The sequence below is a fragment of the Halorussus salinisoli genome (assembly GCA_005239435.1).
GTDB lineage: Archaea > Halobacteriota > Halobacteria > Halobacteriales > Haladaptataceae > Halorussus > Halorussus salinisoli.
In genome coordinates this window covers 1-25,822 of sequence record SZNP01000010.1, presented here as the reverse complement: position 1 = coordinate 25,822, position 25,822 = coordinate 1, and the positions used below count along the sequence as shown (strand labels likewise).

Annotated in this window: 27 protein-coding genes; 9 read left to right on the top strand and 18 right to left on the bottom strand. The window is 63.3% G+C overall.

Annotation, left to right across the window (positions count from 1 at the left end; translation table 11 throughout):
- Positions 1 to 4: 4 nt before the first annotated feature.
- The gene (locus tag E2484_RS22450) at positions 5 to 688 is read right to left on the bottom strand and encodes a DUF4268 domain-containing protein (RefSeq protein WP_321112975.1); all 684 of its coding nucleotides are present in this window, start codon (positions 686 to 688) and stop codon (positions 5 to 7) included.
- A gap of 808 nt (positions 689 to 1,496) precedes the next feature.
- Here E2484_RS22450 and E2484_RS22445 point away from each other — a divergent pair.
- Positions 1,497 to 2,882 (top strand): hypothetical protein, encoded by a 1,386-nt coding sequence (locus tag E2484_RS22445; protein WP_137287434.1) that lies wholly within the window; start codon positions 1,497 to 1,499, stop codon positions 2,880 to 2,882.
- A 549-nt stretch (positions 2,883 to 3,431) separates the two neighbouring features.
- Here E2484_RS22445 and E2484_RS22440 read toward each other — a convergent pair.
- Positions 3,432 to 4,259, bottom strand: a complete 828-nt coding sequence (locus tag E2484_RS22440) for a spondin domain-containing protein (protein ID WP_137287433.1) — start codon at positions 4,257 to 4,259, stop codon at positions 3,432 to 3,434.
- Positions 4,260 to 4,574: 315 nt separating this feature from the next.
- On the opposite strand from E2484_RS22440, the gene E2484_RS22435 reads away from it, so the two are divergent.
- The 3 genes from E2484_RS22435 to E2484_RS22425 all read left to right on the top strand — a co-directional run bounded on the left by E2484_RS22435 (position 4,575) and on the right by E2484_RS22425 (position 6,894).
- Positions 4,575 to 5,162, top strand: a complete 588-nt coding sequence (locus tag E2484_RS22435; protein WP_137287432.1) for a cell division protein CdpA domain-containing protein — start codon at positions 4,575 to 4,577, stop codon at positions 5,160 to 5,162.
- A gap of 140 nt (positions 5,163 to 5,302) precedes the next feature.
- Positions 5,303 to 6,118 (top strand): diadenylate cyclase DacZ, encoded by an 816-nt coding sequence (gene dacZ / locus E2484_RS22430; protein WP_137287431.1) that lies wholly within the window; start codon positions 5,303 to 5,305, stop codon positions 6,116 to 6,118.
- Complete coding sequence (locus E2484_RS22425) at positions 6,118 to 6,894, top strand: mechanosensitive ion channel domain-containing protein (protein ID WP_137287430.1); 777 nt, start codon at positions 6,118 to 6,120, stop codon at positions 6,892 to 6,894. The genes dacZ and E2484_RS22425 overlap by 1 nt, the downstream gene beginning before the upstream one ends.
- Here the strand turns inward: E2484_RS22425 and E2484_RS22420 are convergent.
- From E2484_RS22420 to purD, 3 genes are all read right to left on the bottom strand, one after another.
- Positions 6,891 to 7,439, bottom strand: coding sequence for an acyltransferase (locus E2484_RS22420; protein ID WP_137287429.1), 549 nt, complete (start codon positions 7,437 to 7,439; stop codon positions 6,891 to 6,893). The two genes, E2484_RS22425 and E2484_RS22420, sit on opposite strands and share 4 nt — an antisense overlap.
- 54 nt (positions 7,440 to 7,493) lie before the next feature.
- Positions 7,494 to 7,844 carry a DUF7344 domain-containing protein gene (locus E2484_RS22415; RefSeq protein ID WP_137287428.1) on the bottom strand — a complete coding sequence of 117 codons (351 nt, stop codon included), beginning with the start codon at positions 7,842 to 7,844 and terminating at the stop codon, positions 7,494 to 7,496.
- A gap of 104 nt (positions 7,845 to 7,948) precedes the next feature.
- Complete coding sequence (gene purD / locus E2484_RS22410) at positions 7,949 to 9,289, bottom strand: phosphoribosylamine--glycine ligase (protein WP_137287427.1); 1,341 nt, start codon at positions 9,287 to 9,289, stop codon at positions 7,949 to 7,951.
- A 204-nt stretch (positions 9,290 to 9,493) separates the two neighbouring features.
- Between purD and E2484_RS22405 the strand changes: the two genes are divergently transcribed.
- The 3 genes from E2484_RS22405 (at position 9,494) to E2484_RS22395 (ending at position 13,224) form a co-directional block, all read left to right on the top strand.
- On the top strand, positions 9,494 to 9,949 hold the full coding sequence (locus E2484_RS22405; RefSeq protein WP_137287426.1) for a pyridoxamine 5'-phosphate oxidase family protein: 456 nt from the start codon (positions 9,494 to 9,496) through the stop codon (positions 9,947 to 9,949).
- Between the two features lie 128 nt (positions 9,950 to 10,077).
- The gene (locus E2484_RS22400) at positions 10,078 to 12,231 is read left to right on the top strand and encodes a thioredoxin domain-containing protein (protein ID WP_137287612.1); all 2,154 of its coding nucleotides are present in this window, start codon (positions 10,078 to 10,080) and stop codon (positions 12,229 to 12,231) included.
- Positions 12,232 to 12,459: 228 nt separating this feature from the next.
- Complete coding sequence (locus E2484_RS22395) at positions 12,460 to 13,224, top strand: DUF7504 family protein (protein ID WP_137287425.1); 765 nt, start codon at positions 12,460 to 12,462, stop codon at positions 13,222 to 13,224.
- Between the two features lie 146 nt (positions 13,225 to 13,370).
- On the opposite strand, the gene E2484_RS22390 is transcribed toward E2484_RS22395, so the two are convergent.
- On the bottom strand, positions 13,371 to 13,742 hold the full coding sequence (locus E2484_RS22390) for a thioredoxin family protein (RefSeq protein WP_137287424.1): 372 nt from the start codon (positions 13,740 to 13,742) through the stop codon (positions 13,371 to 13,373).
- A 106-nt stretch (positions 13,743 to 13,848) separates the two neighbouring features.
- Positions 13,849 to 14,145, bottom strand: coding sequence for a hypothetical protein (locus E2484_RS22385; RefSeq protein WP_137287423.1), 297 nt, complete (start codon positions 14,143 to 14,145; stop codon positions 13,849 to 13,851).
- Between the two features lie 32 nt (positions 14,146 to 14,177).
- On the opposite strand from E2484_RS22385, the gene E2484_RS22380 reads away from it, so the two are divergent.
- Positions 14,178 to 15,212, top strand: a complete 1,035-nt coding sequence (locus tag E2484_RS22380; RefSeq protein WP_137287422.1) for a PLP-dependent cysteine synthase family protein — start codon at positions 14,178 to 14,180, stop codon at positions 15,210 to 15,212.
- A 21-nt stretch (positions 15,213 to 15,233) separates the two neighbouring features.
- Here the strand turns inward: E2484_RS22380 and E2484_RS22375 are convergent, their stop codons facing one another.
- A complete protein-coding gene (locus E2484_RS22375) occupies positions 15,234 to 15,692 on the bottom strand; it encodes a DUF5804 family protein (RefSeq protein WP_137287421.1) in 459 nt (152 codons plus the stop codon).
- Positions 15,693 to 15,744: 52 nt separating this feature from the next.
- On the bottom strand, positions 15,745 to 16,236 hold the full coding sequence (locus E2484_RS22370) for a CHRD domain-containing protein (RefSeq protein ID WP_137287420.1): 492 nt from the start codon (positions 16,234 to 16,236) through the stop codon (positions 15,745 to 15,747).
- 128 nt (positions 16,237 to 16,364) lie between these two features.
- Here E2484_RS22370 and E2484_RS22365 point away from each other — a divergent pair, with 128 nt between their 5' ends.
- Entirely contained in the window at positions 16,365 to 16,781 is a 417-nt protein-coding gene (locus tag E2484_RS22365) for a hypothetical protein (RefSeq protein WP_137287419.1), read from the top strand.
- A gap of 37 nt (positions 16,782 to 16,818) precedes the next feature.
- On the opposite strand, the gene E2484_RS22360 is transcribed toward E2484_RS22365, so the two are convergent.
- From E2484_RS22360 to E2484_RS22320, 9 genes are all read right to left on the bottom strand, one after another.
- A complete protein-coding gene (locus E2484_RS22360) occupies positions 16,819 to 18,021 on the bottom strand; it encodes a tRNA sulfurtransferase (RefSeq protein WP_137287418.1) in 1,203 nt (400 codons plus the stop codon).
- A 73-nt stretch (positions 18,022 to 18,094) separates the two neighbouring features.
- Positions 18,095 to 19,306, bottom strand: coding sequence for a methionine adenosyltransferase (locus tag E2484_RS22355; protein WP_137287417.1), 1,212 nt, complete (start codon positions 19,304 to 19,306; stop codon positions 18,095 to 18,097).
- Between the two features lie 413 nt (positions 19,307 to 19,719).
- A complete protein-coding gene (cyaB, locus tag E2484_RS22350; RefSeq protein ID WP_137287416.1) occupies positions 19,720 to 20,292 on the bottom strand; it encodes a class IV adenylate cyclase in 573 nt (190 codons plus the stop codon).
- A gap of 235 nt (positions 20,293 to 20,527) precedes the next feature.
- Positions 20,528 to 21,601 carry a Gfo/Idh/MocA family protein gene (locus E2484_RS22345; protein ID WP_137287415.1) on the bottom strand — a complete coding sequence of 358 codons (1,074 nt, stop codon included), beginning with the start codon at positions 21,599 to 21,601 and terminating at the stop codon, positions 20,528 to 20,530.
- A gap of 147 nt (positions 21,602 to 21,748) precedes the next feature.
- The gene (locus tag E2484_RS22340) at positions 21,749 to 21,952 is read right to left on the bottom strand and encodes a hypothetical protein (RefSeq protein ID WP_137287414.1); all 204 of its coding nucleotides are present in this window, start codon (positions 21,950 to 21,952) and stop codon (positions 21,749 to 21,751) included.
- Positions 21,952 to 23,151: an ABC transporter ATP-binding protein gene (locus E2484_RS22335; protein WP_137287413.1), complete on the bottom strand. Its 1,200-nt coding sequence runs from the start codon at positions 23,149 to 23,151 to the stop codon at positions 21,952 to 21,954. The genes E2484_RS22340 and E2484_RS22335 overlap by 1 nt, the downstream gene beginning before the upstream one ends.
- 6 nt (positions 23,152 to 23,157) lie before the next feature.
- Complete coding sequence (locus E2484_RS22330; RefSeq protein ID WP_137287412.1) at positions 23,158 to 24,081, bottom strand: carbohydrate ABC transporter permease; 924 nt, start codon at positions 24,079 to 24,081, stop codon at positions 23,158 to 23,160.
- A 2-nt stretch (positions 24,082 to 24,083) separates the two neighbouring features.
- A complete protein-coding gene (locus tag E2484_RS22325; protein ID WP_137287411.1) occupies positions 24,084 to 25,067 on the bottom strand; it encodes a carbohydrate ABC transporter permease in 984 nt (327 codons plus the stop codon).
- Positions 25,068 to 25,088: 21 nt separating this feature from the next.
- Positions 25,089 to 25,822 (bottom strand): extracellular solute-binding protein (locus E2484_RS22320; RefSeq protein ID WP_137287410.1); only part of this gene is annotated, 734 nt, incomplete at its 5' end.

Below are 25,822 nucleotides of genomic sequence, written 5' to 3'. Positions count from 1 at the left end.
TCACTTAGAGATGGTCGAGTTGCTGAATCCGCGTTCCGAAGGTGTCGTGGAACTTTTCCCCATTCTCGATAAACCAGTCGAGGTACGAATCCCACGCGTCCCGATTTTCGAGATTGCCGTCGGTGCGGAGCTCGATTCGACTTCGCATCTTCCCGCTCCGAGTCTCCTCGGGCTCGACCCACACGAGTGAGTCGCCGATATCGGCTTCGATTTCGTCTCTCTCCGCTTCTAACTCGTGGTAGGCCTCGACGTCGTCCTCGATAATAAGCGTCACAGACAGCTCGTGCTCGTCCGCATAGACCGCGAACGACATATGGAATCCGGCTTTTCCGATGGGATTACTGTAGTAGTGGTGTGGTCGTGGCTTCCGTGCGCTAAGGGGTGTCGGTCGGGAATCAATTCGGTCTCGGAATTCCGTCCAGAACTCCTCGCGGCGCTTATCCCTGTCGGAGAGCTCCGTGCTCGTGCGTTTCGCCTTCTCCTTCCACTCGCTCGGTTCCTCGACAGGATTGAATCGGACAGCGGGCTCGGAGTCGCCGATACGCCAGACTTCGAGCCGTATCGCGAAGAGATCGATTCCCTCGCGACTATTACTGTTGAGCCACTGGAACGCGTCTTTGTGTTCGTCGTTAAACCGGGGCGCTATCCAGACGATAATGTCGGCGTCTACTCCGGCGGCATAGGCCATGGCCTTTCCGAGATGGTCGTGGTCGGATGCCGACAGTTGATTCTCGATAACGACGGTCCGGCTATCGTCGACGACTCGGCCGTAAATATCGACATTGTATTTGCCGACGCTCTTCTCGCGTTCGAGGACTTCGAGGTCGAGACCGAGTGTGTTTTCGAGATGCGAGGGATCTTCGCCTTCGATTTCGGTCGCGAGCCACGGAGTGAACTCCCGCTCTTCGTGTTGCCAGTAGTCTCGAACGTCTTGCGACTCTAAGGGAGCGAAGTCGGGCATTACTCCATACATCATCATTCAGCAAGATAAAGAGCCGTGATAATGGAGGTCCCTACCGGAATGGCAATTACCGTTATTCACTGACGAACAAACATACCGGCCGTAAACCCGGCATGGTCAACTGAGATTTCGTGCTCGTCGATTTGCGCTACGAGAGTATCGTGAATCTGCCTTTGATATCGAAAATAACATCTTACTCAGACATGCCGGACTTATCTTTGCATGCCCCTTTTTGATAGCCTAGATGCGAACTCCACATCCTAAACAATATTCAAGGCTAAGATAGGAATTTATATTTAGAAGGAGTTGATTCTTTGCCGCAATGCCCGTTTTACACGACTACAAATCGCAGTCGGGGGTCTACATTCGCACAAGTGTTGACGGTTCGTATGTTACGTTCCAGGTCCATGCGAGTGCAGAGCAATTTTTTCGCGATCTTGGATACTCTAATGGAGAGACCGTAAAGTGGCAGCTTTTGCAACCACTCTATGAACGCGGACTCATTTATACAGGAGGGCAAGGAACAACAGAACAGGTGGAGACGAAGTTCGAATCTTCCGACATAAAACACCTCTCTCGTAAGGAACAAAATGCCCTCAATTCATTCTTGAAACAGCGACAACAGAAATCGTTCACTATTCCAAAGCGCATAGTAGCCATGCTTCAGGAATGGCATGGAGAGTCACTTACACGGAAGCATGCAAAGACGACCCTTCTCGAAGCAGATACACCCGAACATTATATTCGGTCAATAGATCGAATGGCAAAATATCCTCTTACTATTGACCGAACGGATACGAACCGAGGGAGCCCTCGGTTCTATATATCTCATCGGGGACGAGATCTCCGGTGTACAGATATCCGGGAAACTGATGAAGAAGAATCGGATTTCATCATTACTTTTATGGGTGAATCGGAATCGCCTCAGGCCATCGCACTCAAGGAAGGGAATCTCGATTTTTGGCGAGTATACGGGGTTTCAAGCGAAGGAAAGATGACTCCGGGCTCGGACTTCGTGGAGCATCTTTCTCCACTTATTGACCTTCTAACGTGCCTTACGGATTATGATCTAGCTTTAGACCGTTGGGATTTTGAGAATGCTAGCGAACGCGAACTTCCGACAGCACTTCTCCGGGTTCTTGATGTGGAGAAGGAACACGCAATACAGTCCGTAGGACGTTCTGGCGCAACAAGTAACCGATTATCAGGGGTGGTAGAGACACTCTCGAATATCGGATATGGAATATTGACGCATGACCGAGTCGCTGACGGTGTCGTGTTCTCCGATGCAGAGTTATCGTTTACTCCAGAAGTTGGAGACGAAGTAACGTTCATTCTTCGACGGGAAAACGGACGGCTTCGGGCGACCGATATCCGACAATCGAAGGGCTCCGGGAGAGATGTACACAAATTCGATAGTTCCGTCTTCCCGAGTGACGTTGAGAGTACAATTAGCAATTGGTCGCAAACCCCCGAGTCAGTTCTTAATCGACTCACTCGAATCGCTTCAAAGGCGACGAAACAAGTAGTTATTCAATCAATCCGGCTATTTTCCGAGTTCGAGGATGAAATTCGGAAATTCACTGCAACATCAGACGGGACCCTCTGCTATACAATCGGCCTTCCAGAAAAACGAGGATACTGGGTCTGTGAACATCATATCCTTGGCGCATCGTCTGACTTTACTGTTACAATCCACCCACGTGACATACCCGATCAAATTGTGCGAATTAACGAAGGACGGATAGAAAATTGGACCATCTCATCGGATATAACGGAACTTGATAGTCACGACGTCCATACATATATTTTATCTCGTCCGGACTTCGTCAAATCCATCGTTGAGTTCTTCGCATCGATTGGATGGTATGAGTTTGAAGAGAACCCAAATCGAGACATACGGTGGACACAAAGTACGTAATAGTAACGTATGGTATTCTATAACTAAGTGGATAGGAGGTGTGGGGGAGATATGGCGACGAATACGGATGGCGAAAGGCAAGTGGCTATGAAACGATTTTGGTTCTGTACGTACCAGACCGATGTGAAGTTTCACACGAGCATGAATTGTCCCGGGTTAAATCGACTTCCCGAGGAACGTAATCGGGAAGATTTGGCGGTTGCCCATATTCCGGTGGACTCCGACGACGTCGGAAACAAGTCGAAGCTTGACTTCTGTGGAATGTGTGGGACGAAGAATCCGTACGAATAAAGTGGACGACCGACAAGGGCCGAACACAACTCGTCTTCCAAAAGATATCGAATAGCGATGGGGACTGTCCCGGAGATAAGGTTAAGTGGCTTGCTGTTGCTTTGTGTGATGTCGAGGTGGAAATTGGGGGTAGAGGCCGTCAAGCGCGCCGGAGGCGCGGTTGACCTTAGGACGCTATCCCGTAGGGGTCCGCCGGTTCGAATCCGGTCCCGCGCATTTTTCGAGCGGATATCGGAAAACCGGTCGCTGTGGCGTCGATTACCCCGTCTTCACCTCCCTCGTCACCCGAATCACCTCCGACGTGTACGGATAGCTGTAGCCGTCACCCACGTCGGTAACCGGTCGCACCGGCGCGTCCTCGTCCATCCCGGCCCCGGCCTCGGACTGGCGCGGGGCCTGATTCTCGCCGACGCCGGGTTCCTCGTTGCACTCCGTCCCGGCGTCCCAGAGGCCGACCGCGTCGGTCACGTCGCCCGAGAGCGGTTCCTCACCGTCGAAGAGGGCGATGCCGCGCTCCTCCGGCGCGTAGAACAGGTCGTTCGACTGGACGAACATCGTGGCGAGCGAGAAGCGTTCGCCCGGCGACGCCGTCACCGAGAACTCGTAGGCCCCCTTCGGACCGATCGGGGCCGGGTCGTCCGCGCCGACCGGCGTGGCGAACGCGCCGCCGTCGGACACGTCCGTCCGGTCGTCCAGCGACTCCGCGAGGGCCGTCGGCATCCCGTCTTCGGCGAGGGCTTCGAGGCCGTTGGTCCGTGCTCGCTCCCCGGCGGTGAAGAACGGTCCCGGCTCCGAGTGGACCGCGTACGCGCCCGGCGACAGCGGAGCCGGTTGTTTCGTCGCGCCGCCCTTCGCCGACGTCTCCAGCGTCGAGGGCGTCGAGACGTTCTCGACGCGGACCGCGAAAGTCGTCCCGCCTCCTCCCGAGTCGGCGTTCGCAGTCCCGACCAGAGCCGTGTTACTCAGACCGACGACTGCGGCCGCACCGGCCGAGTGGGCCAGAAACGCCCGTCGCGTCGCGGTCGAATCCGTTCGCTCGCTCGTCTTCCCGGTCTCGTCTTCTGTGGGTCGGTCGGTTTCGGACATGGTATCGTGCGCTTCGGCGCACAGTCGTCGGAACGCTCACTGGCAAAAAGTAGATTTTTCGAGGTCTCTTCCCCGTATTCTCGGGTTCGTTCCGACTCCGTTCCAATTCGACCCGGCTCTACGGGGTCGGTGTTCTATCCGACCGACTCTGCCCGACTCCGCCCGGGCCGACTCCGCCGGAATCGTCCGACGGAAGTGTTGGTTAGCACCACTCTGCACGTAAACTGGTAATCGTTTCACACCGACGAAAACCAGAGTATCAGTCTCGATACCGTCCGATACACTTTTCAGTTCTACATACATATAAGACGTAATATGTCCGATTCCGAGGGAATTTTCACCGGGGGCGGTGGCTGGCGAACCGCAGTACGGGCCGTACTCCTGCTCGGTGGCAGTCTGGTAGCCGTGGTCGGGGTCGTCGCCTCGACCGCGAGTCTGGTGGCCGGATTAGGCTTCGGAAAGGCCGGTTCGCTCAAAGCCGCGGTCCTGTTCGGTGGTGTCCTGTTGCTGGCGGCGTTTCTGACGCTGTTCGCGCGGACGGCCACGGCGAACCGGTCCCGGGGCCTCGCGTGCGTCGGCACTGCCGTCGCGGCCGTCGGTCTCGCGCTGTTCTGGACGAGCCTCCCCGGAGGATGGACCGGCCACCTCGCCGACTTGCCCCCGATCGCCGTCGGTGCGTACGCGACCGGACTGCTCGCCGTGTTCGGCGCGGGGTTCACTGCCGACCCGGCCGACGACTCGGAGGCGGGGTCCGAGCGCGGCCGACGAGGAACCGACACGTTCGGGAGCGTCGAATCGGTGGTCGTCTCGCGCGAAGACCGGGACGACGCTGCTCGGTCGTCGATCGTCGGCGACGGTGGCGAAACCGAGAACGACCTCACGTTTTTCGACGACGAGTCGTAAGTAGTCTGGACGTTGGCATCAGTCGGCGTCTCGCTAGAACGGCTCCGGGCGGTCAGGTGGAATCGTTTCGTCGCCACCTACTCTCCACTCGACATATACACCCACAAACCTTTTCTCCGGTCGCTGAGTCGTTTCGGGTAATGGCTGACGTGGACGAACTCTTGGAAGACATCACCGAGGACGCCGACGCCGTCTTTCTGTTCTCGCCCAGCGGTTCTTACTACGACCGACACGTGGACCTCGACGCCGACGTGGACCTGGTGGTGGTCGGGCCGGAGAACTCCGTGGGGGCCGACGAGTTCGTGGAACTACCGCTGGAGTTCGAGAGCGTCCGTGAACGAATCCGGTTCGGTATCGAAGGCGCGATGAGTCAAGGACTCGTCGAAGACGGCGACGTCGTGGTCTGTGCGGTCAGCATGTTCGACGGAAGCACCGACACCGTGACGCGAGCGCGGGCCAGCGACTCGATGCACTCGGGCGTCTACGACCTGTTCGCCAACTCGCGGGCCGACCCCGGCGTCATCCGAGACGTGTTCGAGGTCGCCATCGAACTCGGCAAGAAGGGCCAGAAGGGCAAGCCAGTCGGCGCGCTGTTCGTCGTCGGCGACGCGGGCAAAGTGATGAACAAGTCCCGGCCCCTCAGTTACAACCCGTTCGAGAAGTCCCACGTCCACGTCGGCGACCCCATCGTGAACGTGATGCTCAAGGAGTTCTCGCGTCTCGACGGCGCGTTCGTCATCAGCGACGCGGGCAAAATAGTCTCGGCGTACCGCTATCTCGAACCCTCCGCCGAGGGCGTAGACATCCCCAAGGGTCTCGGCGCGCGACACATGGCCGCGGGTGCCGTCACGCGCGAGACGAACGCCACGGCAATCGTTCTCTCGGAGAGCGACGGACTCGTCCGGGCGTTCAAGGGCGGTGAACTGGTTCTCGAACTCGACCCGGAGGAGTACTGATGCAGGTGGAGTTCGACGTACTCCTCCGCGACCAGTTTCAGTTCATCCTCGCCCTGCTCATCCTCGCCGCCGGCGTGACCGCTGGCTACGTCATCGGCCGACTCAACCGACGCCTCCTGCAGGCTGCGGGCGTCCCCGAAGCGGTCGAGCGCACTCCCTTCGAGCGCACGGCCCAGAGCCTCGGCACCGACACCGTCTCGCTGGTCTCCCGGTTGAGTTCGTGGTTCATCTACGGCGTGGTCGTCCTCATCGCGCTGAACGTGGCCGAACTCCTGAACGCCCGCCTGTTCTGGAACGGGGTGCTGACCTTCATCCCCGACCTGTTCATCGCTATTCTCGTCTTCATCGTCGGATTCGTCGTGGCCGACAAGGCCGAACTCGTGGTCAGCGAGCGCCTCCGGTCGGTCAAACTCCCGGAGGTCGGCGTCATCCCACGCCTCGTCAAGTACACCATCGTCTACCTCGCGGTGCTGGTCGCCTTGGGGCAGGTCAACGTCGCCATCGAGGCGCTTCTCATCCTGTTGTCGGCCTACGTACTCGCCATCATTCTCTTCGGCGCAGTGGCGCTGTGGGACCTCCTGCGGTCGTCTGCGGCGGGCGTCTACCTCCTGTTGAACCAGCCATACGGCATCGGTGACGAGGTTCGAGTCGGCGAGGACAGGGGCATCGTCCAAGAGGTGGACGTGTTCGTCACCCGCATCGAGAACGACGGCGAAGAGTACATCATCCCCAACAGCCGGGTGTTCGAGCAGGGCGTCGTCCGGATTCGGGATTAGTCGGACGACTCCTCGCTCCCCATCGGTTCGGCGGGAACCCCGGCGACCGTCTCGCCGGGCGGCACGTCTTCCGTCACGAGCGAGTTGGCGGCTACGCTCGCACCCTCGCCGATTTCGACCCCCGGGAGGATAATCGCTCCCGCACCTATCATCGCGCGCTCGCCGACCACCACCTCGCCGGTCCGGTACTCGTCCTGCAGGAACTCGTGACAGAGAATCGTCGCGTCGTAGCCGACGATGGCGTGGTCCTCGACCGTGACGAGTTCGGGCCAGAACACGTCGGGGGTCGATTCGAGTCCCCACGAGACGCCCTCGCCGACCGTCACACCGATGGAGCGCAGCAGGAGATTCTTGAGTCTGAGACTCGGCGAGATGCGAGCGAGGACGATGACGACGTAGTTCAGCGCGACTCGGAGCGGACTCTTGGCCCGGGTCCACGACTGGAGGGAGTTGCCCGGTCCCGGCGTGGCGTGGCGCGCGATTCGGTCGTGGCGTAGCGTGCTGGCGGAGTCTCGCTCGTCCGTCTCGTCGGTGTCGTCGGGCACGGGCGGAGTTTGGTGGGGTTCGGCCTTGAAAGTAGCTAGTCGAGACGAATCGACCTACTCGTACTGGCGCTCGATGACCTCGAAGTACGGTTCCAGGTCCACCGCGACCCCTGTCAGTTCGACTTCCCCGGTCGCGGGGTCGTACTCCACGACTGCGGCGTCTTCGAGTCGCGGCAGGTGGCTGTGATGGAGCATCGTCGCGGTTCGCTCCCGCTGGTCGGCCGTCACCTCCGACGGGTCCACGTCCTCGACGCGGGCCACGGTCTCGGCGGCGAGGTCGGTGAGCGACATCGCGCCGTCGGACTCTCGGAGGGCCGCCAACGCTCGCCGACGCTGGCCGTCGCCGAGCAGGTCGAAAGCTTGGTCGGTCGTCAGCGACTCGGCTACGTTTTCGGACTTGAACATGTACGCGGAAACGACCAGAACGCGGTTTGTTATGGGTCGCTTGGGAGGACACAGGCCGCAGTTGGGGAGAAACAGGTCGTGGCTGAACCGCGGTCAGGTGCCGATTACTCACCGCGAAGCGCTGCTACGTGGTCGATGCGCCGCTGCACGAGGTCGGGTTTGCCGATGTCGTGGCGCACGTCGAGACCCTCCTCGCCGGCGACCGCGAGGGCGTCCTCGGCGATTTCTTCGGCTTGGGTGATGGTGTCGGCGACCCCGACCACGGCGAACGAGCGGGAGGTGGTGGTGTAGATACCGTCGTCGCGCTCGTCCACGCTGGCGTAGAAGAGGAGCGCGTCTCCGGCGCTGTCTCGCGTCTCCGCGTTCGACGATTCCGTAACGCTTCGCGCCACGCTCTCCTCGTCTATCTCGACCTTCGCGCCGGCCTCCGGGTCGGTCGGGTAGCCCTCGGGGACGGCGTACTTGCAGACCGTGGCTTTCGGGGCGAAGGACAGTTCCGGCAGGTCCTCGCCCTCGCGGGCCGCGGTGAGCACGTCGAGGAAGTCGGTGTTGAGGACGGGCAGGGTGTTCATCGCCTCGGGGTCGCCGAAACGGGCGTTGAACTCCACGACCTTCACGCCGTCTGCGGTGAGCATGAACTGGCCGTAGAGGACGCCCTTGTAGCCCGAGAGGGCATCGACCGTGGACTGGAGGACTTCCACGGCCTCGTGGTAGTCGGCCTCCGTCATGAAGGGGAGTTCGAGTCCCGAATCGCTGTAGCTTCCCATCCCGCCGGTGTTCGGTCCTTCGTCGCCCTCGTAGGCCCGTTTGTGGTCCTGCACTGCGGGAGTGACGCGCAGGTCGCCGTTCGCCACGAACGCCTGCACGGTGAACTCCTCGCCGACGAGGCGCTCTTCGAGGACCACGCGGTCGTAGCCCGACTCGCGGAGGTACTCCTTGGCCTCCTCCTCGGTCACCTGGTCGCCGACGACTCGGACGCCCTTGCCACCGGTCAGCCCCGCCGGTTTCACGGCGAGGTCGCCGTCGTAGTCGTCGATGTACTCGCAGGCCGCCTCCACGTCGTCGAACGTCTCGAAGTCGGGACACCCAGGAACGTCGTGTTCGCGCATGAACCGGCGCTGGTAGGCCTTGTCGGTCTCGATGCGGGCCTCGGCTTCGTTCGGACCGAAGGCGTAAACTCCGGCGTCGTCGAGCGCGTCGGCGACACCGGCCGCGAGCGGACCTTCCGGTCCGACGACCGCGAGGGTCGCGCCAACGTCCTCGGCGTAGGAGACGACCGCCTTCGGATTCGTCGTCTCCAGCGTCTCGAATTCCTCGGCGAGCGCCGCGATGCCGGGATTGCGGTTGCCTGCGCAGGCGTAGAGGTCTGCGTCGCTCTCGTCCAGCGCACGGGCGATAGCGTGTTCGCGGCCGCCGCCGCCGACCAGCAGGACTGTTTCGCTCATGACCGGAACGTGTAGGCAAGGGAGTGTAAAGGTTGCTCTTGTCGGCGATAAAAGTATGCAAGAACGTGATGCGTTCGGTAGTTTCCGCTCCGCCGGGCAACGACCTCGGGGTGCCAAATTCCACTGGCCGATTCCGATTCGGTCGACTCCGATTTGGCCGACGACCGACCGTGGAGTTATCTACGGTTGCGTGGTACCTACCGTATGCCGAAGTTCAGGGGTACGTGGTCGCAAGCGGAGGTCGAATCCTACCTCGACGAGGCGGCAGTGCCCGTCCGAATCGCGTGTCACCGGCCGGACGAGTCGCTCTGGATGGTCGCGCTCTGGTATCGCTACCGCGACGGCACTTTCGAATGTTCGACGTGGGCGCGGGCCGACGTGGTGACGTATCTCCGCAACGACTCCGAGGTCGCCTTCGAGGTGTCGTCCAACCACCCGCCGTACCGCGGCGTCCGGGGAAACGGTAGTGCCAGCCTTTCGCGCGACGAGGGAAAGTCGGTCCTGCGGGACCTGCTGGAACGATATCTCGGTGGCACCGACTCCGAGCTGGCGACGTGGCTCCTCTCGGAGGACCGCGACGAGGTCCGGATTCGAATTCGTCCTCGGCGGGTGTATAGCTGGGACTACACCGACCGGATGGAGGAAGCGGTTTCGGATTGAGCAAGCCCACGCGGTCGCGCCAGCGCGCGCCGGGTGGAACGTCGAACGCGGAACGAGACGGAGGACTGTCGAACAACCGACGCCCGCGAAGCCCGGACTTTACGTCGCTCAAGCCCTTCGTCGTACTCGTGAGCGAACCCGACGCCGACCCCACCGAACGAAACCGCTTGGACGAGGAGGAGAGCCCGTACCTCCGCCAGCACGCCGACAACCCGGTCAACTGGCAGCCGTGGGACCAGCAGGCGCTCGACGCCGCCGCCGAGCGCGAGGTGCCTATCTTTCTGTCGGTCGGCTACTCGGCCTGTCACTGGTGTCACGTCATGGAAGACGAGAGCTTCGAGGACGAGGGCATCGCCGAGATTCTGAACGAGAACTTCGTCCCCATCAAGGTGGACCGCGAGGAGCGTCCGGACCTCGACAGCATCTATCAGACCATCGCTCAGGCCGTCACGGGCCGCGGCGGGTGGCCCCTCTCGGTCTGGCTCACGCCCGACGGCCGACCCTTCTACGTCGGCACCTACTTCCCGAAGGAGGGGAAACGCGGCCAACCCGGATTCCGGAACCTGCTCGCGAGCATCGCCGACTCGTGGGCCGACGACGAGGACCGCCGGGAGATGGACCGCCGAGCCGACCAGTGGACCGACGCCATCGAGGGCGAACTCGAGTCCGTCCCCGACCCCGGCGAGGCCCCCGGCGAGGATATCCTCGTTTCGGCCGCGGACGCCGCAGTCCGGAGCGCAGACCGCGAACACGGCGGGTTCGGCACCGGTCAGAAGTTCCCCCAGGCCGGGCGGGTCCACCTCCTCCTGCGAGCAGCCGAGGGAGCGAGCGACGACGAGACCGCAGACGAGTACCGCGAAGTCGCCGCCGAGGCGCTCTCGGCGATGGCCGAGGGCGGCATCTTCGACCACGTCGGCGGCGGGTTCCACCGCTACACCGTGGACCGCGAGTGGGTCGTCCCCCACTTCGAGAAGATGCTGTACGACAACGCCGAAATCCCGCGAGCCATGCTGGCGGGCTATCAGGTCACGGGCGACGACCGGTACGCCGAGGCCGCCCGCCGGACCTTCGAGTTCGTAGAGCGCGAGATGACCCACTCGGAAGGAGAGGGAGAGGCGGGAAGAGGTGGATTCTACAGCACGCTCGACGCCCAGAGCGAGGGGCAGGAGGGCAAGTTCTACGTCTGGACGCCCGACGAAATCCGCGAGGCAGTGAGCGACGACACCGCCGCGGACCTCTTCTGCGACCGATTCGGCGTCACCGAGTCGGGCAACTTCGAGGGGAAGACGGTCCTCACGATCAACGAGTCCATTCCGGACCTCGCCGACGAGTACGACGTGAGCGAGCAGGAGGTCGAGGAGACCGTCGAAGACGCCCGCGAGCAGGTCTTCGAGGCGCGCGCCGAGCGCGTCCGACCCCGGCGCGACGAGAAGGTGCTGGCGGGGTGGAACGGCCTGATGATTTCGGCTCTCGCGGAGGGCGCGCTCGTGCTGGACGACGGCGAGCGGTGGGCCGACCTCGCCGCGGACGCGCTCGAATTCGTCCGTGAGACCCTCTGGGACGAGACTGAAGAGAAGTTGTCCCGCCGGTTCAAGGACGGGGACGTAGCTATCGAGGGCTACCTCGAAGACTACGCCTTCCTCGCTCGCGGGGCACTGAACCTGTACGAGGTCACTGGCGACCCCGACCACCTCGGCTTCGCGCTCGACCTCGCCGACGCCATTCAGGCCGAGTTCTGGGACGCCGACGACGGGACCATCTACTTCACGCCCGAAAGCGGCGAGGAACTGGTCGCCCGCCCGCAGGAACCCCACGACCAATCGACGCCCTCCAGTCTCGGCGTCGCGGCCGACACCCTGCTCGCGCTCTCTCAGTTCCGCACCGACGACGACTTCGCGGACGTCGCCGAGCGCGTCCTCGAAACCCGAGGCCAGCAGATTCGGTCGAACCCCCTCCAGCACGCCTCGCTCGCGCTCGCGGCCGACCGGTACGCCCGCGGGTCGCTGGAGGTGACGGTTGTCGCCGACGACCTGCCCGACTCGTGGCGCGACGAACTCGCCGCGCGCTACCTGCCGACTCGTCTGCTGTCGCGCCGCCCGCAGACCGACGACGAAGTAGCGACGTGGCTCGACCGACTCGGTCTCGGCGAAGCGCCGCCGATTTGGGCTGAACGCGACCAACGGGACGACGACCCCACTGTCTACGTCTGCCGCAACTTCACCTGTTCGCCGCCGAACACCGACCTCGCCGAGGCGCTCGACTGGGCCGAAGACGGCGAGTAGTCACTCGGGGGGTAACCGCGACGTTTCGCACGTCGCCGCCGCACTCCAGACGCTCGTCCCGGAAGGTAGCGGTTCGGTGTCGGTCGAGACGGTTCCCTCCACTCGTAGGTCGGTCGACGTCTGCTCCGGAGACCGTATTCGGCCCGGGCGCGACCTCCTCGCCCGTCGCCAGATTTCCGCCCGCGGGTACGAAAGTTTATTATACGTACATCTTCAAACACTTGGCGAATGAGTGCAGGGAGTTCCGGCCACTGGGGTGACGGCTCCGGGAGCGATGCCACCGAGTCAGACGCCGCGACGCGTTTTCTCGACGTGCTTCGGGAACTGAAAGCCGACGGCTGTAACCTGCTGGTCGTCGGCGACGCACCGCGCCGCCTGTTCACGGAGACGAGCGGGAGTCTGCTCGGCGGAACCGAGGAGCGCCGATACCGCCTGCTCGCGGTCACCGACGCGAGTCCCCAGAGCGTAGTCGAGCGCCTACCCGACCCCGAAGAGATGGCCGGAACGTTCACCGAGACGACCGAGATAATCAACCACGCCTCGCCGCCGCGGTCGGTCGTGGACGCTGGCGACCGGCCCGAAGTGCCGACGCTCGACGACATCTCCGAACGGCGGGTCGTGGACCCCCAACTCGCGGGCTTGCAGGCGGAAATCGCCGAGTCGATGGCGGCGTTCAACCGCCACGCCGGGAGTCTCGGTCCCACCCAGTTGCGAGTCGGGGTGGACTCGCTCGGAGCCCTGTTCGAACACTACGACGACGACGTAGTTAGTCGCTGTCTACAGGTCATCACCGGTTACGTCAGCGATTACGACGCGATGGGCCACTACGTTCTGACCGAACCGTACGGGAGCGAACGCGTCGAGCGACTCGTGGGCGAGTTCGACGCCGTCGTGGAGGTACGGGCCGTGGACTCCGTGAAACACGACCACCACGCCGAGGAGCGCTGGCACGTTCCGAGCCACGACCTGACGACCAACTGGCTCCCCCTCTGAGACGCCGCGTCCGACGCTCTCCAACGATTCTACCCGGCAGGACGGAACCCTCTACCTCGCGGCCGACGAGTAGACCGAGGCGGACCAGTAGCGAATGCGGACGAATAGCATACTCGCCGGCGTCCGCTACTCGGATACGACGCGCCTCAGACCATCACGTCGCTATCCAGCAGTCGGTCGGCGACGTACTGGGCGGCGGGTCGGTCTTCGCTCTCCTCGAAGCGCGCGATCTCCTCGTCGCCGCGTTCGACCACGATGGTCGGGATGAGCGACACGTCGTACTCCTCGACCTTCTCGCCGTCCTTGTTCTCGTCTACCTCGTAGACCTCCACCTCGTCGCTCGGGACGCCAGCGGCCTCCAGCGCCGCGAAGAAGTCCGGAAGCACGGCGCGACAGTCGCCACACCAGTCGGCGCTCCACACTCGGACGTCGATTTCGGCGACCGCGGATTCGAGTACGTCTACGGTCTCGCTGTGCGCGTCGGCGTCCCACGTCGGATTCGGTTCGGTCGTCTCCATGTCCGGTGGTTGTCGCTCGATTGATTTAGTCACACGGGTCGCGGCGGAGACTGCGACGAGACCGGGACAGCACTATTTTGTTGTGTTTAAAATGGTTGTGTATTTATTAGAAGTGCTTTTCGTTATCCGAAACGCCGTAGCGCGTATCAGAACCGCACGGCCCCGCACCGCGACCGCGGACCACACCCTCCCCAACCGACTCCCTGCTCGCTTCGCTCGGTCGGTCGTCCCTCGCGCGCATGGGCGCGACCTCGAACAGCGAGGTCGCGCCAGCGCGCGCCGGGGTCGAAACCCCCATTTTGCGAACCGTCGGGCGGACGAGGACGTGAGAGAGTCGCCGCCGACGCTCCGCGAAAACCGGTGCGGTCTGAAACTCCCGGCACGTACTGCCACCAGTCGCCATTCGTTTATACCGCGCGTTCCTATCTGGAGGCAATGAAGGAGTCAATCCTCGACGCAGTGGGGTCACCGCTCGTCAGTGTCTCTTCCCCCGAGGGAGCGACGATAGCGGCCAAAGTCGAGGCGTTCAACCCCGGCGGGTCGGCGAAGGACCGGCCCGCGCGCGAGATGATAGCGGCCGCCGAGCGCGCGGGCGAGATATCGCCCGGCGACCACCTCGTCGAACCCACGAGTGGTAACACCGGCATCGGTCTCGCGGTGGCGGCCGCCGCCCGCGGCTACGACCTCACCATCGTCATGCCTGCATCGAAGTCGCCCGAGCGCCGGAAACTGCTGACAGCGTACGGCGCGAACCTCGAACTGGTCGAGGGCGAGATGGACGCGGCCCGCGAGCGCGCCGACCGTCTCGCCGACGAGGAGGGCGTCGTCCAGATGGGCCAGTTCGAGAACCCGGCGAACGCCGAAGCCCACTACCGGACAACCGCCGAGGAGATACTCGAACAGGTCGAGGGCCGCGAAATCGACGCCTTCGTCGCGGGCGTGGGCACCGGCGGCACCATCACCGGCACCGCCTCGCGCCTGCGCGAGGAGTTCCCCGAGATGGACGTCGTCGCGGTCGAACCCGAGCGCAACGCGGTCCTCTCGACTGGTGAATCTGGCGACGACGACTATCAGGGGATGGGACCGGGGTTCGTCAGCGACCTGCTGGACCGCGACCTCATCGACTCGGTAGAGACCGTGGCGCTGGAGGACGCCGAACGCGAGGCCCGCCGACTCGCCCGCGAGGAGGGCATTCTGGTCGGCCAGTCGTCGGGCGCGGCGTCGGTCGCGGCCTCCCGAGTCGCCGAGCGCATCGCCCGACCAGAACTCGACTGCCCGGAGACTCCCGACGAAATCGAAGACCTACTTTCCTCGGACGGCGGCGGCGAAGCGAGTTCCGCCACCGGAACCGCCACCGAAGTCCAGTCCGACGGCGGCGCACCCGACGGCTACGACGACTGCCCGCTCGTGGTGACGGTGTTACCCGACAGCGGGGAGCGATACCTCTCGACCGGAATGTTCGACCGATAGAGAGCGACTCCGGAACGACGTTCAGTCCCCGAACTCCGACTCTGCGACCCGGACGACCACGGTGTCCTCGACCTCCCGGAGGTCGTAGCCGGGTATCTCGCCGTCGTCGCGCCGTGCCACGAACATCGGTTCGACCAGTTCGCTCTCGGCGGTCAGGCCGTAGACCTTGAGATACCGGTCGGTCGTCTCGGGGTCTACCGCGCCGTCGCGGACCGCCTCCGCGAGATTCCGAGAGAGCCACTCGGTCTCGCTCACGCTCGGTTCGAGGACGAGGGCGTCGTCGGCGAACCGAACGAGATACCAGTTCAGGTCGTTCAGAAGCGCCACTGCGGAGCCGAGGCTGATGGTCTCGAGGGTCAGCGAGTTCTCGTACTCCTCTCGGAGGTCGTAGGTCGCGAGTGCGTCGCGGGCGGTCTCCCGCGAGACCAGTTCGGTGCGGAGGTCCACGCCCTCGGAACCGACGAGACAGACCTGAGTCACACCCTGTGGATGGAACCTGCGCCGTAAAGCGATTTCGTTCCGCACCGAGGTCTCAGCCACCGAGTAGGCGGATCTGTCCTCGAATTTCGCCCGACGGATGCTCGGTGGTGTGGACGTTGACGTAGACGTTCTCCTCGCGCATCTGCTCGATCATCTCGGCCGCGTCGGTCAGCGGCCAAATCACGTCCTCGTCGGTCAGTCGTCCACAAGCGAGCAGACCGGTCGTCGTCACGGGGTCCCGCGCTGGGCCGAACAGGTACGCGACGACGTTACCGTTCAAGTCCGGCGGTCCCTTGTGGACGTGGGACTCCTCTACGTTCTCGACGTCGGCCACGACCAGCCAGTAATCGATGGCGCGTTCGTCGGGGGCGACTCGGAAGAGAGCGACCCCGAAGGCGTCGGTTTCGACCGTCGGGAGTTCGTTCGCGCCCACGAGCCACGCGCCGAAGGTGTCCGTTTCCGCGTCCCGTTTCCACCGGAGCGCCGACCCGCCAAGCACGCTTCCGAGAGCGGCGATGACGCGTCGTCTCGTTCGGTTCTCCATTCCCCTTCCCCGCCGGAGGCGCGACGGGCGGAGTCAAAACGGTTTCGCCGATTCGAAGGCGAGGACGAGACGTACGTGGTTGGTGTCGAACGGAAGGCACTTACCGGTCGTCTGTCGAAACACGTTCGATGTTCCCGTTATCGCGTCGCACGCTCCTTCGTGGTGGGACGCCTCTCCTCGGCGCGAGTCTCGCCGGGTGTCTCGCGTCGAACCCCTTCGGGTGCGACAGCATGGATTCGGCGGTCGTCAGAACGAAGCGAGTCACGCTCTCGGCGAGGGAGCGCGAGGCCATCGACCCAATCGTGTTCGACGAACTGCCCGATTCCGAACGGGAGATAGCCCGTGCTGCCGTAGAAGACGGCGAGTATCGCAAGTGTCCCGCTGCCGATCCCTACGTTCCCGACCCGCTGACTTCCTTCGCCGAACGCGCAGCAGCACACGAGGGGGAGAACGGCCACGGTCCGGCGTATCTGAAGTACGACGACGCGTACTACGCGGTCGGCGTCAGTATCGAAGACCAGTCGTACGCCGCGTTCCCGAACTAGCTACTCGGACGAGAGAAACCGCCAACGCGTTTTCGGCTCAGAGTTCGACCAGCGTCGCGTTCCGGGCGGCTTCCTCGGCGCGCTCGTAGAGGCCGTCGGGTTGGGCGTTCGTCACGATTTCCGGCGTGGCGTTCGTCTCGGGGTAGTCGGGCGCGATGCGGTTGCATCCCGCCGGAATCGTGGAGTCGCGGAACGTTCCGATGTCGCGGGCGCGCTCGGTGATGTCGCTCTTGTCCATCGTGAGCAGCGGTCGGTGAATCGGCATCTCGGTGGCCCGACTCGTCGCGCCCAGGTTCCGGGCGGTCTGGGAGGACTTCTGGCCGATGGCCTCGCCGGTCACGATGCCCGTCGCGTCCACCTCGCGGGCGACGTGTTCGGCCACGCGGTACATGAATCGGCGATAGACCAGCATTCGGGCCGGGCCGACCTCCTCGGCGAGCAGATCCATCACGTCGCCCGCTGGCACTTTCCAGACGTCTATCTCGAAGTTCGGCGCGTAGTCGGCGAGTCGCCGGACCGTCTCCATCGCCCGGGCCTCGTGGTCGGGCCCGCCGTAGTCGCCGAGTTCGAGGTAGACCGGGACGATGGGTGCCCCGCGCTTCATGACCTCCCACGCCGCGACGGGCGAGTCGATGCCGCCGCTGACCAGCGCGACGACCTTCGACTGACTCCCGAGCGGGAGACCGCCGGGGCCCGGCCGCTTCTCGGTGAAGACGAACGCCTCGTCCTCGCGGCACTCCACGGAGAAAGTGGTGTCGGGGTCGCTCAGGTCGACTTCGGGGTCGGGCAGTTGCTCGAAGACTGCCGCGCCGCCCTCGCGCTCCAGGTCCTCGCTGGTGAACGGATGGGCGTCGGCGTTGCCCGCACGCCGGGCGCGCACGGCGAAGGTGTCGCCGAGAGCGTCGGCGTCTTCGCCAGCGGCGTCGGCGTACTCGCGGGCGGTCCGAGCCAGCGCGTCCACGATGGGGCCCTTCTCCGGCGGGACGACTACTGCGGGACTTGCCGACCGGACGCCGAAGGTGTCGACCGCGGCGTCGGTCGCGGCGTCGACGCTCCCGTCGTCGGCGTGGAGCAGGATGCGCGACCAGCGACGTTCGATTTCGGCGTCGATTCCGCGGTCGCGGACGATGGCTTCGATGTTGTCCCGGAGCCGTCGCTCCATCTCGGACTGGACCTTCCCGCTCTTGACGCCCACGTCGGCGTGACGCACGAGGACGGTATCGGCTCCCGGTGGTCGCATGGTCGGGGGTAGACGCGAGGGAGATAAACGGCCTTCGATTGCTGGACGGCGGTGAGTCGATGCAGTCGGCGACTCAGAACGTCGAGAGTTCGCCGTCGATGACGCGCTGGGTGATAGAGGTCACGTCGGCGAGTTCGCGGTCCACGATGTCCACCACGTCGCTCTCGATGTCCGAGAGGTCCACGCCGCCCTCGGTGACGATTTCGGCGTCGGCGACGTGGGGTTGGTCGATCGGTCGGCCGATTTGGCTGAGCAGGCGAATCCGGAGGTCCCGGATTCCGTCGACTTCGGCGACGACCGACTCGGCGATTTCGGTGCCGAGCAGGTTGTAAATCTTCCCGATGTGGTTGACGGGGTTCTTGCCCGACGTCGCCTCCATCGACATCGAGCGGTTGGGCGTGATGAGACCGTTCGAGCGGTTGCCTCGGCCGACCGACCCGTCATCGCCCATCTCGGCGCTGGTGCCGGTGGTCGTCAGATAGATGCTCTGCTCGACGGCACCGTCGCCGTCGGCGGTGTTGACGTAGACGTTCACGTCGCGGTCGGTGTACTCGTGGGCCACGTCGCGGACGAACTCGCGGACGGCCTCTACCTTGTCGTCGTAGTCGGCGCGGTCCTCGACGTATCGGTCTATCATCGCGGCTGCGACCGTGATGTCAATCTGGTCGCCCTCGCGCTTGCCCATGATTTTCACGTCCTGTCCGAGCGAGGGGTGGTCGTCGGCGAACTCGCCGTTGAGGCGGCGTTCGGCGTTCAGCACGATCTTTTCGGTCTCGGTCAGCGGCGCGTGTCCGACGCCGAAACTCGTGTCGTTGGCCATCGGGACGGTCACGCCGTCCTCGCCGAAGACCTCCTTGAGGTCACCGCTCCCTTCGCCCAACTTCACGTCCACGACGATGTCGGTGCCGAACTCCAGTTCGGGGAAGTTCTCGCCGAGGTAGTCGCGGGCCGCCTCCAGCGCGATGGTCTCGGTCGGGATGGTCTCGCCCTCGTACTCCTTGGTCGCGCGGCCGACGATGAGCAGGTAGATGGGTTCGAGCATCTCGCCGCCGCCGAACTCCGGGTCCGAGCGTCCGGCGACGAGTTGGGTCTCGTCGGTGTTGTAGTGGAGGACTTTGCCGACCCGGTCGAGATACGCGTTCGCCAGTGCCTTCGAGACGCTCTCGGCGATGCCGTCGCAGATAGAGTCGGGGTGGCCGAGTCCCTTTCGTTCGACGATTTCTATCTCCTGGTCCTCTACCGCGGGGCGGTCGATGGGTTCGACCTGAATGTTCCGGTCGGTCATTACTCCCACCTATCGGGTCACGGATTCTATAACTTGCGGAAAGAAAATGGCTAACGGCGATTACTTCCGGTTATCACGCTGCGTGGCAACAATTGCCGAAAGACGGATTCGTCACCGGTCTGGGCGCTTCCACGGGAGTTCTCGGTCCCCCAACGACTGCGCCCACTTTCGGCATCTTCCGGGCATCTGCTTCGGCGAAATTCGGAAACGGAACGACGGACCGAGCGAACTACCGGGACGCGCTCGGCCGACCAACCGCCAGCGAACGCCCGGCCGACCAACCAACGAGGTGGGACTGAAAGGGGCCGCGAGCGCGCGCGGGCTTTCTAACCCACCACTGCTTCTACGGCTTTTGCGGTGTATAGCGACGGGGAGGGGCTTTCTACACCGAAATAACCCTCATCCTATCGCTCCTACGACTCCTCGTTTTCGAGCAGGAGACCGAGGTAGGAGGTCCGAATCTGGTCGTCGGGGTCGAGGCCGAGGTCGCGCAGAATCTCGAAGGCGGCGTCGCGGGCCGACTCGACGGTCTCGGCTCCTTCGACTTGGGTCTCGACCTCTACGAACTCGCCCAGTCCCTCCACCGCGTCGAGCGTGACGGTGTAGCCGTCGAGCGCGAACCGCTCCCGGTCCTTCCGAACCGTCGCAGCAGGGTCGAATCCGACCGACGCGAGGATGTCGTCGGCGGCCTCGCCGTCCTCGACTACGGTCTCGACCTCCCGGCGAGTCTTCGACTCGGCTTCCACGAGCGGCCCCTTGTAGGTGAGTTCCGCGAACGCCTCGCCGTCGGTCCCCTCGTCGCTGACGCTCCGAGGAGTCTCACGCCGGACGCGCAGGGCCTCGTCGGTCTCGGCGAACTCGCGGTGCGGCGCGTCGTAGTAGGTATCGACCTGTTCGACCTCGTTCACCGATTCGGCGTCGAGTTCGGCGAGGCGTTCGCGGACGGTGTCGTGGTCGGCCGGGACCTTCACTTCGACCTCGTACATTCGTACGTCGTGGTTCGGTCGGCCGGGGTTTCGGGGTTGCGCTTTCGGTGTTGCGCCGTCTTCGCCGCCGAGACCGGGGCGGTGGGCTGTAGCGGCGGACGGCTTAGGGAAGTACACTTATTCCCCTAAGAAACGTATTTGTGGTCGAAAGACAAGAAAATACACCTCTCAGAATTGTAGAGGATGCTGAAACCCCGTGCGCGGTAGTCGCCCGCTCACGCGCCGGACGCCGCGCTCACTCCAACTGAATCGCGCGCTGTTGCTCGTGCGAGCGGTAGACCGCGTCGATGACGCGCTGGACTTCCAGCGCCTGGTCGACCGTGTTCCGGGTCGGGGCTACGCCGTCGCGGACCGCCTCGAAGAAGATGCGCTGTTCGGCCTTGTGAGGGTCCTCGTGGCGGGTCTGAATCTCGGAGTCCGAGAAGTGGTCGGTGCCCTGGCGACCCGACTCGTAGATGGTCAGCGAGTCGTCGGCCTTGTCGAAGTTCGCGCCCGCTTCCGTCCCTCGGACGACGAACTCCTCGTTCGGCGAGCGGTTCGCGGCCCACGCCACTTCGAGGGCGAAGGTCTTGCCGCCCTCGCATCGGACGAACGCGCTCACCGAGTCGTCCACCGAGAACTCGCCCGACTTGGCGTCCTCGCCCCACATTTCGAGGTAGGCGTAGTCGTCGCGCGACCCGAACTGCGACCTGATAGTGCCCGAAACCTCCTGGACCTTCGGGAAGTCGTGGAAGTGGAGCGCGAGGTCTATCGCGTGGACGCCGATGTCGATGAGCGCGCCGCCGCCCGCGATGTCGCGGTTGGTGAACCACGACCCGCGGCCGGGAATCCCGCGCCGTCGGATGAAGTTGGCCTCGACGTGGCGGGTCCGCCCGAACCGGCCCTCCTCCTGATACGACTTCACGACCTTGACAGGGTTTCGGAAGCGGTTGTGGAACCCGACCATGCAGAAAGCGTCGGCGTTGCGGGCGGCCTCCGCGATGCGCTCTGCGCTTTCGAGCGAGTGGGCGAGCGGTTTTTCGAGGAGCACGTCCAACCCGTTCCGGAGCGCGGCCACCGCGTACTCCTCGTGGAACTTGTTGGGCGTCGTGACGATGACGGCGTCTACCTCCGCGCTGTAGAGGTCCTCGTAGCTCTCGAACGACTCGACTCCGTACTTCTCGGCGAACCGGGCGCGAGCGTCCGGGTTGATGTCCACTCCGCCCACGGTTTCCACCTGTTCGAGGTCGACGAGGCGGTCGGCGTGATAGTGTCCGATGTTCCCCAGACCGACGAAGCCTACTCGAACCGGCTCGTTCGTTCTAGACATAGTTACTAGTGGTAGCCAACCGTGAATCGTTGTTAGGTTTTTCTGTTCGGCCGTCTATCAGCGTGTGGGAATCTAAACCCGGTTGACGCGAACGCCATCGACAGGTCGATTCCGTCGTGTTCGTCTTCACCCGACCATCGCCTCCCGTCAGTACAACTGTTGCTCCGTCTCTTCCCGTTCGCTCTCGCGTTCGGCCTCTCGCTTTCGACTGCGACGGGCCGCCAGCCACGCGCGAATCGCGGGAAGGAACTTGTTCTTGCAGTCGAGGACGAACGAGACGATGCCGTAGGCCCAGAAGAAAAACAGCACCGTCACGGCGATAACGTAGAACCACCCGAGCGGCGTGACCATCAGTCGTCGCCCTCCGCTTCGGTCTCGGTCGCGCCCGGTTCGACCGTTGCGAACTCGAGGGTGTGGCTGATGGCGTCGCCGGTCTGGGTGTCAAAGAGGTGGACTCGTTCGCGGTCGAGGACGACCTCCACGTCCTGGTCGGCTTCGATTTCCGAGGAGGGGTCGACGCTCATCAGGAGTTGGTTCTGTGGCATCTCGGCGGTCTCGGCGTCGACGTCCATCTGCGGGTCCTCCGCCTCGCCGGTGAGCAAGTAGACGAATATCTCGTCGCCCATCGGTTCCAACACGTCGGTCCGTGCGTCGATGGGTTGGGTCGGGTTGGTGACGCCCTCGCTCATTCCGCGGAGGTAGACGTCCTCCGGTCGGACTCCGAGCGTCAGGTGGTCTCCCTCCGCGACGCCCGAGAGTTGGCCGGGGTCGAACTCCACGTCGAAGTCCGGCGTCGTGAGGCCGTTGGCGGTGACTTCGCCCTCCACGAAGTTCATGCTCGGCGACCCGATGAACCCCGCGACGAACAGGTTGGAGGGTTCGTTGTAGCAGACTAACGGCGGCGCGATCTGCTGGAGTTCCCCGCCGTCGATGATGGCGATTCGGTCGGACATGGTCATCGCCTCGGCCTGGTCGTGGGTCACGTAGATGATGGTCGTGTCCAGTTCCTTGTGGAGGCGCTGGAGTTCCGTCCGCATGTGAACCCGGAGCTTCGCGTCGAGGTTCGCCAGCGGTTCGTCCATCAGGAACACCTCGGGTTCCCGGACGATGGCTCTGGCAATCGCGACGCGCTGGCGCTGGCCGCCGGACATCTCGTCTGGCATTCGCTCCAACATCCCCTCTAATTGGACGATGTCCGACGCGCGCTCGACCCGTCGGTCTATCTCCTCTTTCGGGTAGTCCCGAAGACGCAGGCCGAAGCTGATGTTGTCGTAGACGTCCATGTGCGGGAACAGCGCGATGTTCTGGAACACCATCGCTATCCCCCGGTCCTTCGGCGGCAGGTTCGTCACGTCCCTCTCGGCGATGCTGATGGTTCCCTCCGTGGGGAGGGTCAGTCCAGCGATGGTCTCCAGCGTCGTGGACTTGCCACACCCCGAGGGGCCGACGAGCGTGACGAACTCGCCGTCCTCGATTTCGAGATTCATGTTGTCTACTGCCGTTACGTCTGCGTAGCGTTTGGTGACGCCGTCCAAGATGACTTTACCCATTGTGAATCACTCCTTGAGCGCTCCTGCAGTGAGTCCGCTGACGATCTTCTCCTGTGCGACGACCACGAGGATGGCGACGGGCAGGACTCCGACGATGCTCGCGGCGGCCATGAGGTTGTACAACTCGGTGTACTGACCCTGATAACTCAGGATGCCCCACACTATCGGTGCCCAGTTCTGCGCCTCGCCCGAGGTCATCAGGAACGAGAAGAAGAACTCGTTGTACACCGAGATGAACGTCAGCACGCCCGCGGTCGCTACGCCGGGTGCCGACAGGGGCATGATGACCCGGAACAGCGCGCCGAGCCTCGTCGTCCCTTCGATTCGTGCGGCATCCTCTAGTCCGTCCGGAATCTGGCCGTAGAACGTCGAGAGGATGAATATCGACAGCGGCATGAACAGCGCGCTGAACGGGAGTATCATGGCGAACGGCGTGTTGAACAGGTTCGGACTCGACACGCCCAACAGCGAGACGTTCCCGGTGAACAGCCGGAACAGCGGGATGATGAACGCCGCCGGCGGGAAGTACGACACCGCGAGGATGAGGAGCATCAGCGGTCCCTTCCCCGGGAAGTCGAGGCGTCCGAACACGTACCCCGCGAGACTCGCCAGTACCAACACGACGGCAGTCGTGGCGATGCCGAGGACGAAACTGTTGAACATGTAGATGTGGAACGGTACCGTGGTGAACACCTCCACGAACGCCCCGGGATTGAACCCGTTGGGGAGCGGCGGGAAGCCGAAGCTCGTGATGGCCTCGTTCGGCGTCAGCGCCAGCACGACCAGCCAGTAGAACGGGAACAGCGTCGTGAACAGGAAGAATATCATGGCGACGTAGAACATCGACCGATACACCTTCTCGGGGTTCTGTATCGCCGAACTGACCCACCGTGAGAACGCACCTTGACTGGAATCTGTTTCCGTAGCCATCGTTATCCCCCTGTCTCCGTATCCGCGTACTTGACGATGTACACCGAGACCACGAGTCCGATGAGACCCGCCGTGATGAACGCGACGGCCGCGGACGTACCGTACATCCGCGACCCGCGGAACGTCGTCACCACGAGACACGACAGTGACGGCACGGTGTTACAGCCGACGACCGTCTCGATGAGACCGTAGATTCGCATCGCGCCGATGGTCCGGAACAGCATCGCCACCAGCACCGACGGCAGGACCAGCGGCAGGGTTATCATCTTGAACTGCTGGTACTTCGTCGCGCCCGCGACCCGACCCACGTCGTAGAGGCTCCGGTCTACGCTCTGGAGTCCCGCGAGGATGATGAGCGCCATGAACGCCGAGGTCTTCCACACGTCCGCGACGATGAGGATGATGAGGGAGTCGACCGAGTTCGACAGCGGCGTCTGGGTGAAGATTCCCCACTGCTGGAGCGGGTCCACGAGGAACCCGATGTTGGGCTGGAACAGCAGGAAGAAGATCATCCCCTGAATCACGATGGGGACCGCCCACGGGATGATGATGGCGACCCGGACCCATCGCCGACCGCGGAAGTCCTGGTCCAACACCAGCGCCTGCGCGAAGCCGACCACCGTCTCGAAGAAGACGCTGACCAACGTGAATATCAACGTGACGGTGAGCGCGCTCTGGAACGGCGCGGACGGATTGAAGAATGGCCTGACCAACAGCGCGTCGCGTTCGCCGGTCAGCAGCGCGACGTAGTTCTCCAGTCCGACGAACTCGCCGAGTGCGGCACTCCCTACCAGATTGTCGGCGAACAGCGACATCCGGAACGTACTCAGTAGCGGCCAGAACGCGATGAGGCCGAGCAACAACAGCACTGGCGTCAACAACAGGTACGCGAACTGGGTGTCACTCAAGTTCTCCATCCACCGAACCGCCGCGACGTACGGGCCCGAGCGGTCGGAGTCCCGAATCCCATCTTCGGTTGTTGCCATAGAGTTGATTCCTGAAGTTGATTACGCGCTGCTTTCGATGGCTTCGAGCTGTTCCTTGAGCTGGGTCATCGCCTGACTGGGGTTGCCGCCTTTGCTGAACGCGCCGTTGACCTGCTGGGCGATCTTCGACGATTGGGAAGGCCAAACCGCCGTAACCGGCCGCGGGATGGCGTTCTCGCCGGCGATCCGAAGTTGGTCGACGTACCGACCCATGATGGGCACCTCCTTCGCACGGTCGGAGTCAAGCAGTTTCGGTTCAGGCGGGAGGAACCCGAGTACCTCGAACAGCTTGTACTTGAACTCGTCGCTCATCATCGCTTTGAGCACTTCGACTGCCGCCTCCTGGTTGTTGGAGTTGGGGTTGATGGCGTTGTGCCATCCGCCCAGCGCGGCGACGGGGCCGCCGGTCATCGGGTACTGCGCTTGCTCGGCGGTCTTGGCGTACGGAATCGGCATCACGCCGAGGTCCTGCCCGAGATTGTCCTCGGAGCCGGAGATGTTGATGGCGTAGGGCCAGTTGCGGTGCATCACGGCGTTCTTGTTGGTGAAGGGCTTGCGCGAGGGCTCTTCGGTCCACTGCATCACTGCCGCCGGCGCGATATTGCCCTGATAGTTGTCCAGCGTGTTGTTGGCGTTCGAGCCGTGGATGAACGTTCGGATCATCTTGATGGAGTCGACGACCTGCTGTTCGTCCACGGTGATGGGTCGGTCGCCCACCGGCCCGAAGAGGTACTTCTCGGGATTCCCGAAGTAGG

What these genes read in the sequence shown, in the direction of transcription:
- E2484_RS22450 (WP_321112975.1), bottom strand. Translation starts at nt 688, where the DNA reads ATGGCCTATGCCGCCGGAGTAGACGCCGACATTATCGTCTGGATAGCG.
- E2484_RS22440 (WP_137287433.1), bottom strand. Translation starts at nt 4,259, where the DNA reads ATGTCCGAAACCGACCGACCCACAGAAGACGAGACCGGGAAGACGAGC.
- cyaB (WP_137287416.1), bottom strand. Translation starts at nt 20,292, where the DNA reads ATGTACGAGGTCGAAGTGAAGGTCCCGGCCGACCACGACACCGTCCGC.
- E2484_RS22325 (WP_137287411.1), bottom strand. Translation starts at nt 25,067, where the DNA reads ATGGCAACAACCGAAGATGGGATTCGGGACTCCGACCGCTCGGGCCCG.
- E2484_RS22385 (WP_137287423.1), bottom strand. Translation starts at nt 14,145, where the DNA reads ATGGCGACTGGTGGCAGTACGTGCCGGGAGTTTCAGACCGCACCGGTT.
- E2484_RS22365 (WP_137287419.1), top strand. Translation starts at nt 16,365, where the DNA reads ATGTTCCCGTTATCGCGTCGCACGCTCCTTCGTGGTGGGACGCCTCTC.
- purD (WP_137287427.1), bottom strand. Translation starts at nt 9,289, where the DNA reads ATGAGCGAAACAGTCCTGCTGGTCGGCGGCGGCGGCCGCGAACACGCT.
- E2484_RS22360 (WP_137287418.1), bottom strand. Translation starts at nt 18,021, where the DNA reads ATGCGACCACCGGGAGCCGATACCGTCCTCGTGCGTCACGCCGACGTG.
- E2484_RS22435 (WP_137287432.1), top strand. Translation starts at nt 4,575, where the DNA reads ATGTCCGATTCCGAGGGAATTTTCACCGGGGGCGGTGGCTGGCGAACC.
- dacZ (WP_137287431.1), top strand. Translation starts at nt 5,303, where the DNA reads ATGGCTGACGTGGACGAACTCTTGGAAGACATCACCGAGGACGCCGAC.
- E2484_RS22370 (WP_137287420.1), bottom strand. Translation starts at nt 16,236, where the DNA reads ATGGAGAACCGAACGAGACGACGCGTCATCGCCGCTCTCGGAAGCGTG.
- E2484_RS22355 (WP_137287417.1), bottom strand. Translation starts at nt 19,306, where the DNA reads ATGACCGACCGGAACATTCAGGTCGAACCCATCGACCGCCCCGCGGTA.
- E2484_RS22340 (WP_137287414.1), bottom strand. Translation starts at nt 21,952, where the DNA reads ATGGTCACGCCGCTCGGGTGGTTCTACGTTATCGCCGTGACGGTGCTG.
- E2484_RS22390 (WP_137287424.1), bottom strand. Translation starts at nt 13,742, where the DNA reads ATGGAGACGACCGAACCGAATCCGACGTGGGACGCCGACGCGCACAGC.
- E2484_RS22395 (WP_137287425.1), top strand. Translation starts at nt 12,460, where the DNA reads ATGAGTGCAGGGAGTTCCGGCCACTGGGGTGACGGCTCCGGGAGCGAT.
- E2484_RS22405 (WP_137287426.1), top strand. Translation starts at nt 9,494, where the DNA reads ATGCCGAAGTTCAGGGGTACGTGGTCGCAAGCGGAGGTCGAATCCTAC.
- E2484_RS22425 (WP_137287430.1), top strand. Translation starts at nt 6,118, where the DNA reads ATGCAGGTGGAGTTCGACGTACTCCTCCGCGACCAGTTTCAGTTCATC.
- E2484_RS22345 (WP_137287415.1), bottom strand. Translation starts at nt 21,601, where the DNA reads ATGTCTAGAACGAACGAGCCGGTTCGAGTAGGCTTCGTCGGTCTGGGG.
- E2484_RS22330 (WP_137287412.1), bottom strand. Translation starts at nt 24,081, where the DNA reads ATGGCTACGGAAACAGATTCCAGTCAAGGTGCGTTCTCACGGTGGGTC.
- E2484_RS22415 (WP_137287428.1), bottom strand. Translation starts at nt 7,844, where the DNA reads ATGTTCAAGTCCGAAAACGTAGCCGAGTCGCTGACGACCGACCAAGCT.
- E2484_RS22335 (WP_137287413.1), bottom strand. Translation starts at nt 23,151, where the DNA reads ATGGGTAAAGTCATCTTGGACGGCGTCACCAAACGCTACGCAGACGTA.
- E2484_RS22380 (WP_137287422.1), top strand. Translation starts at nt 14,178, where the DNA reads ATGAAGGAGTCAATCCTCGACGCAGTGGGGTCACCGCTCGTCAGTGTC.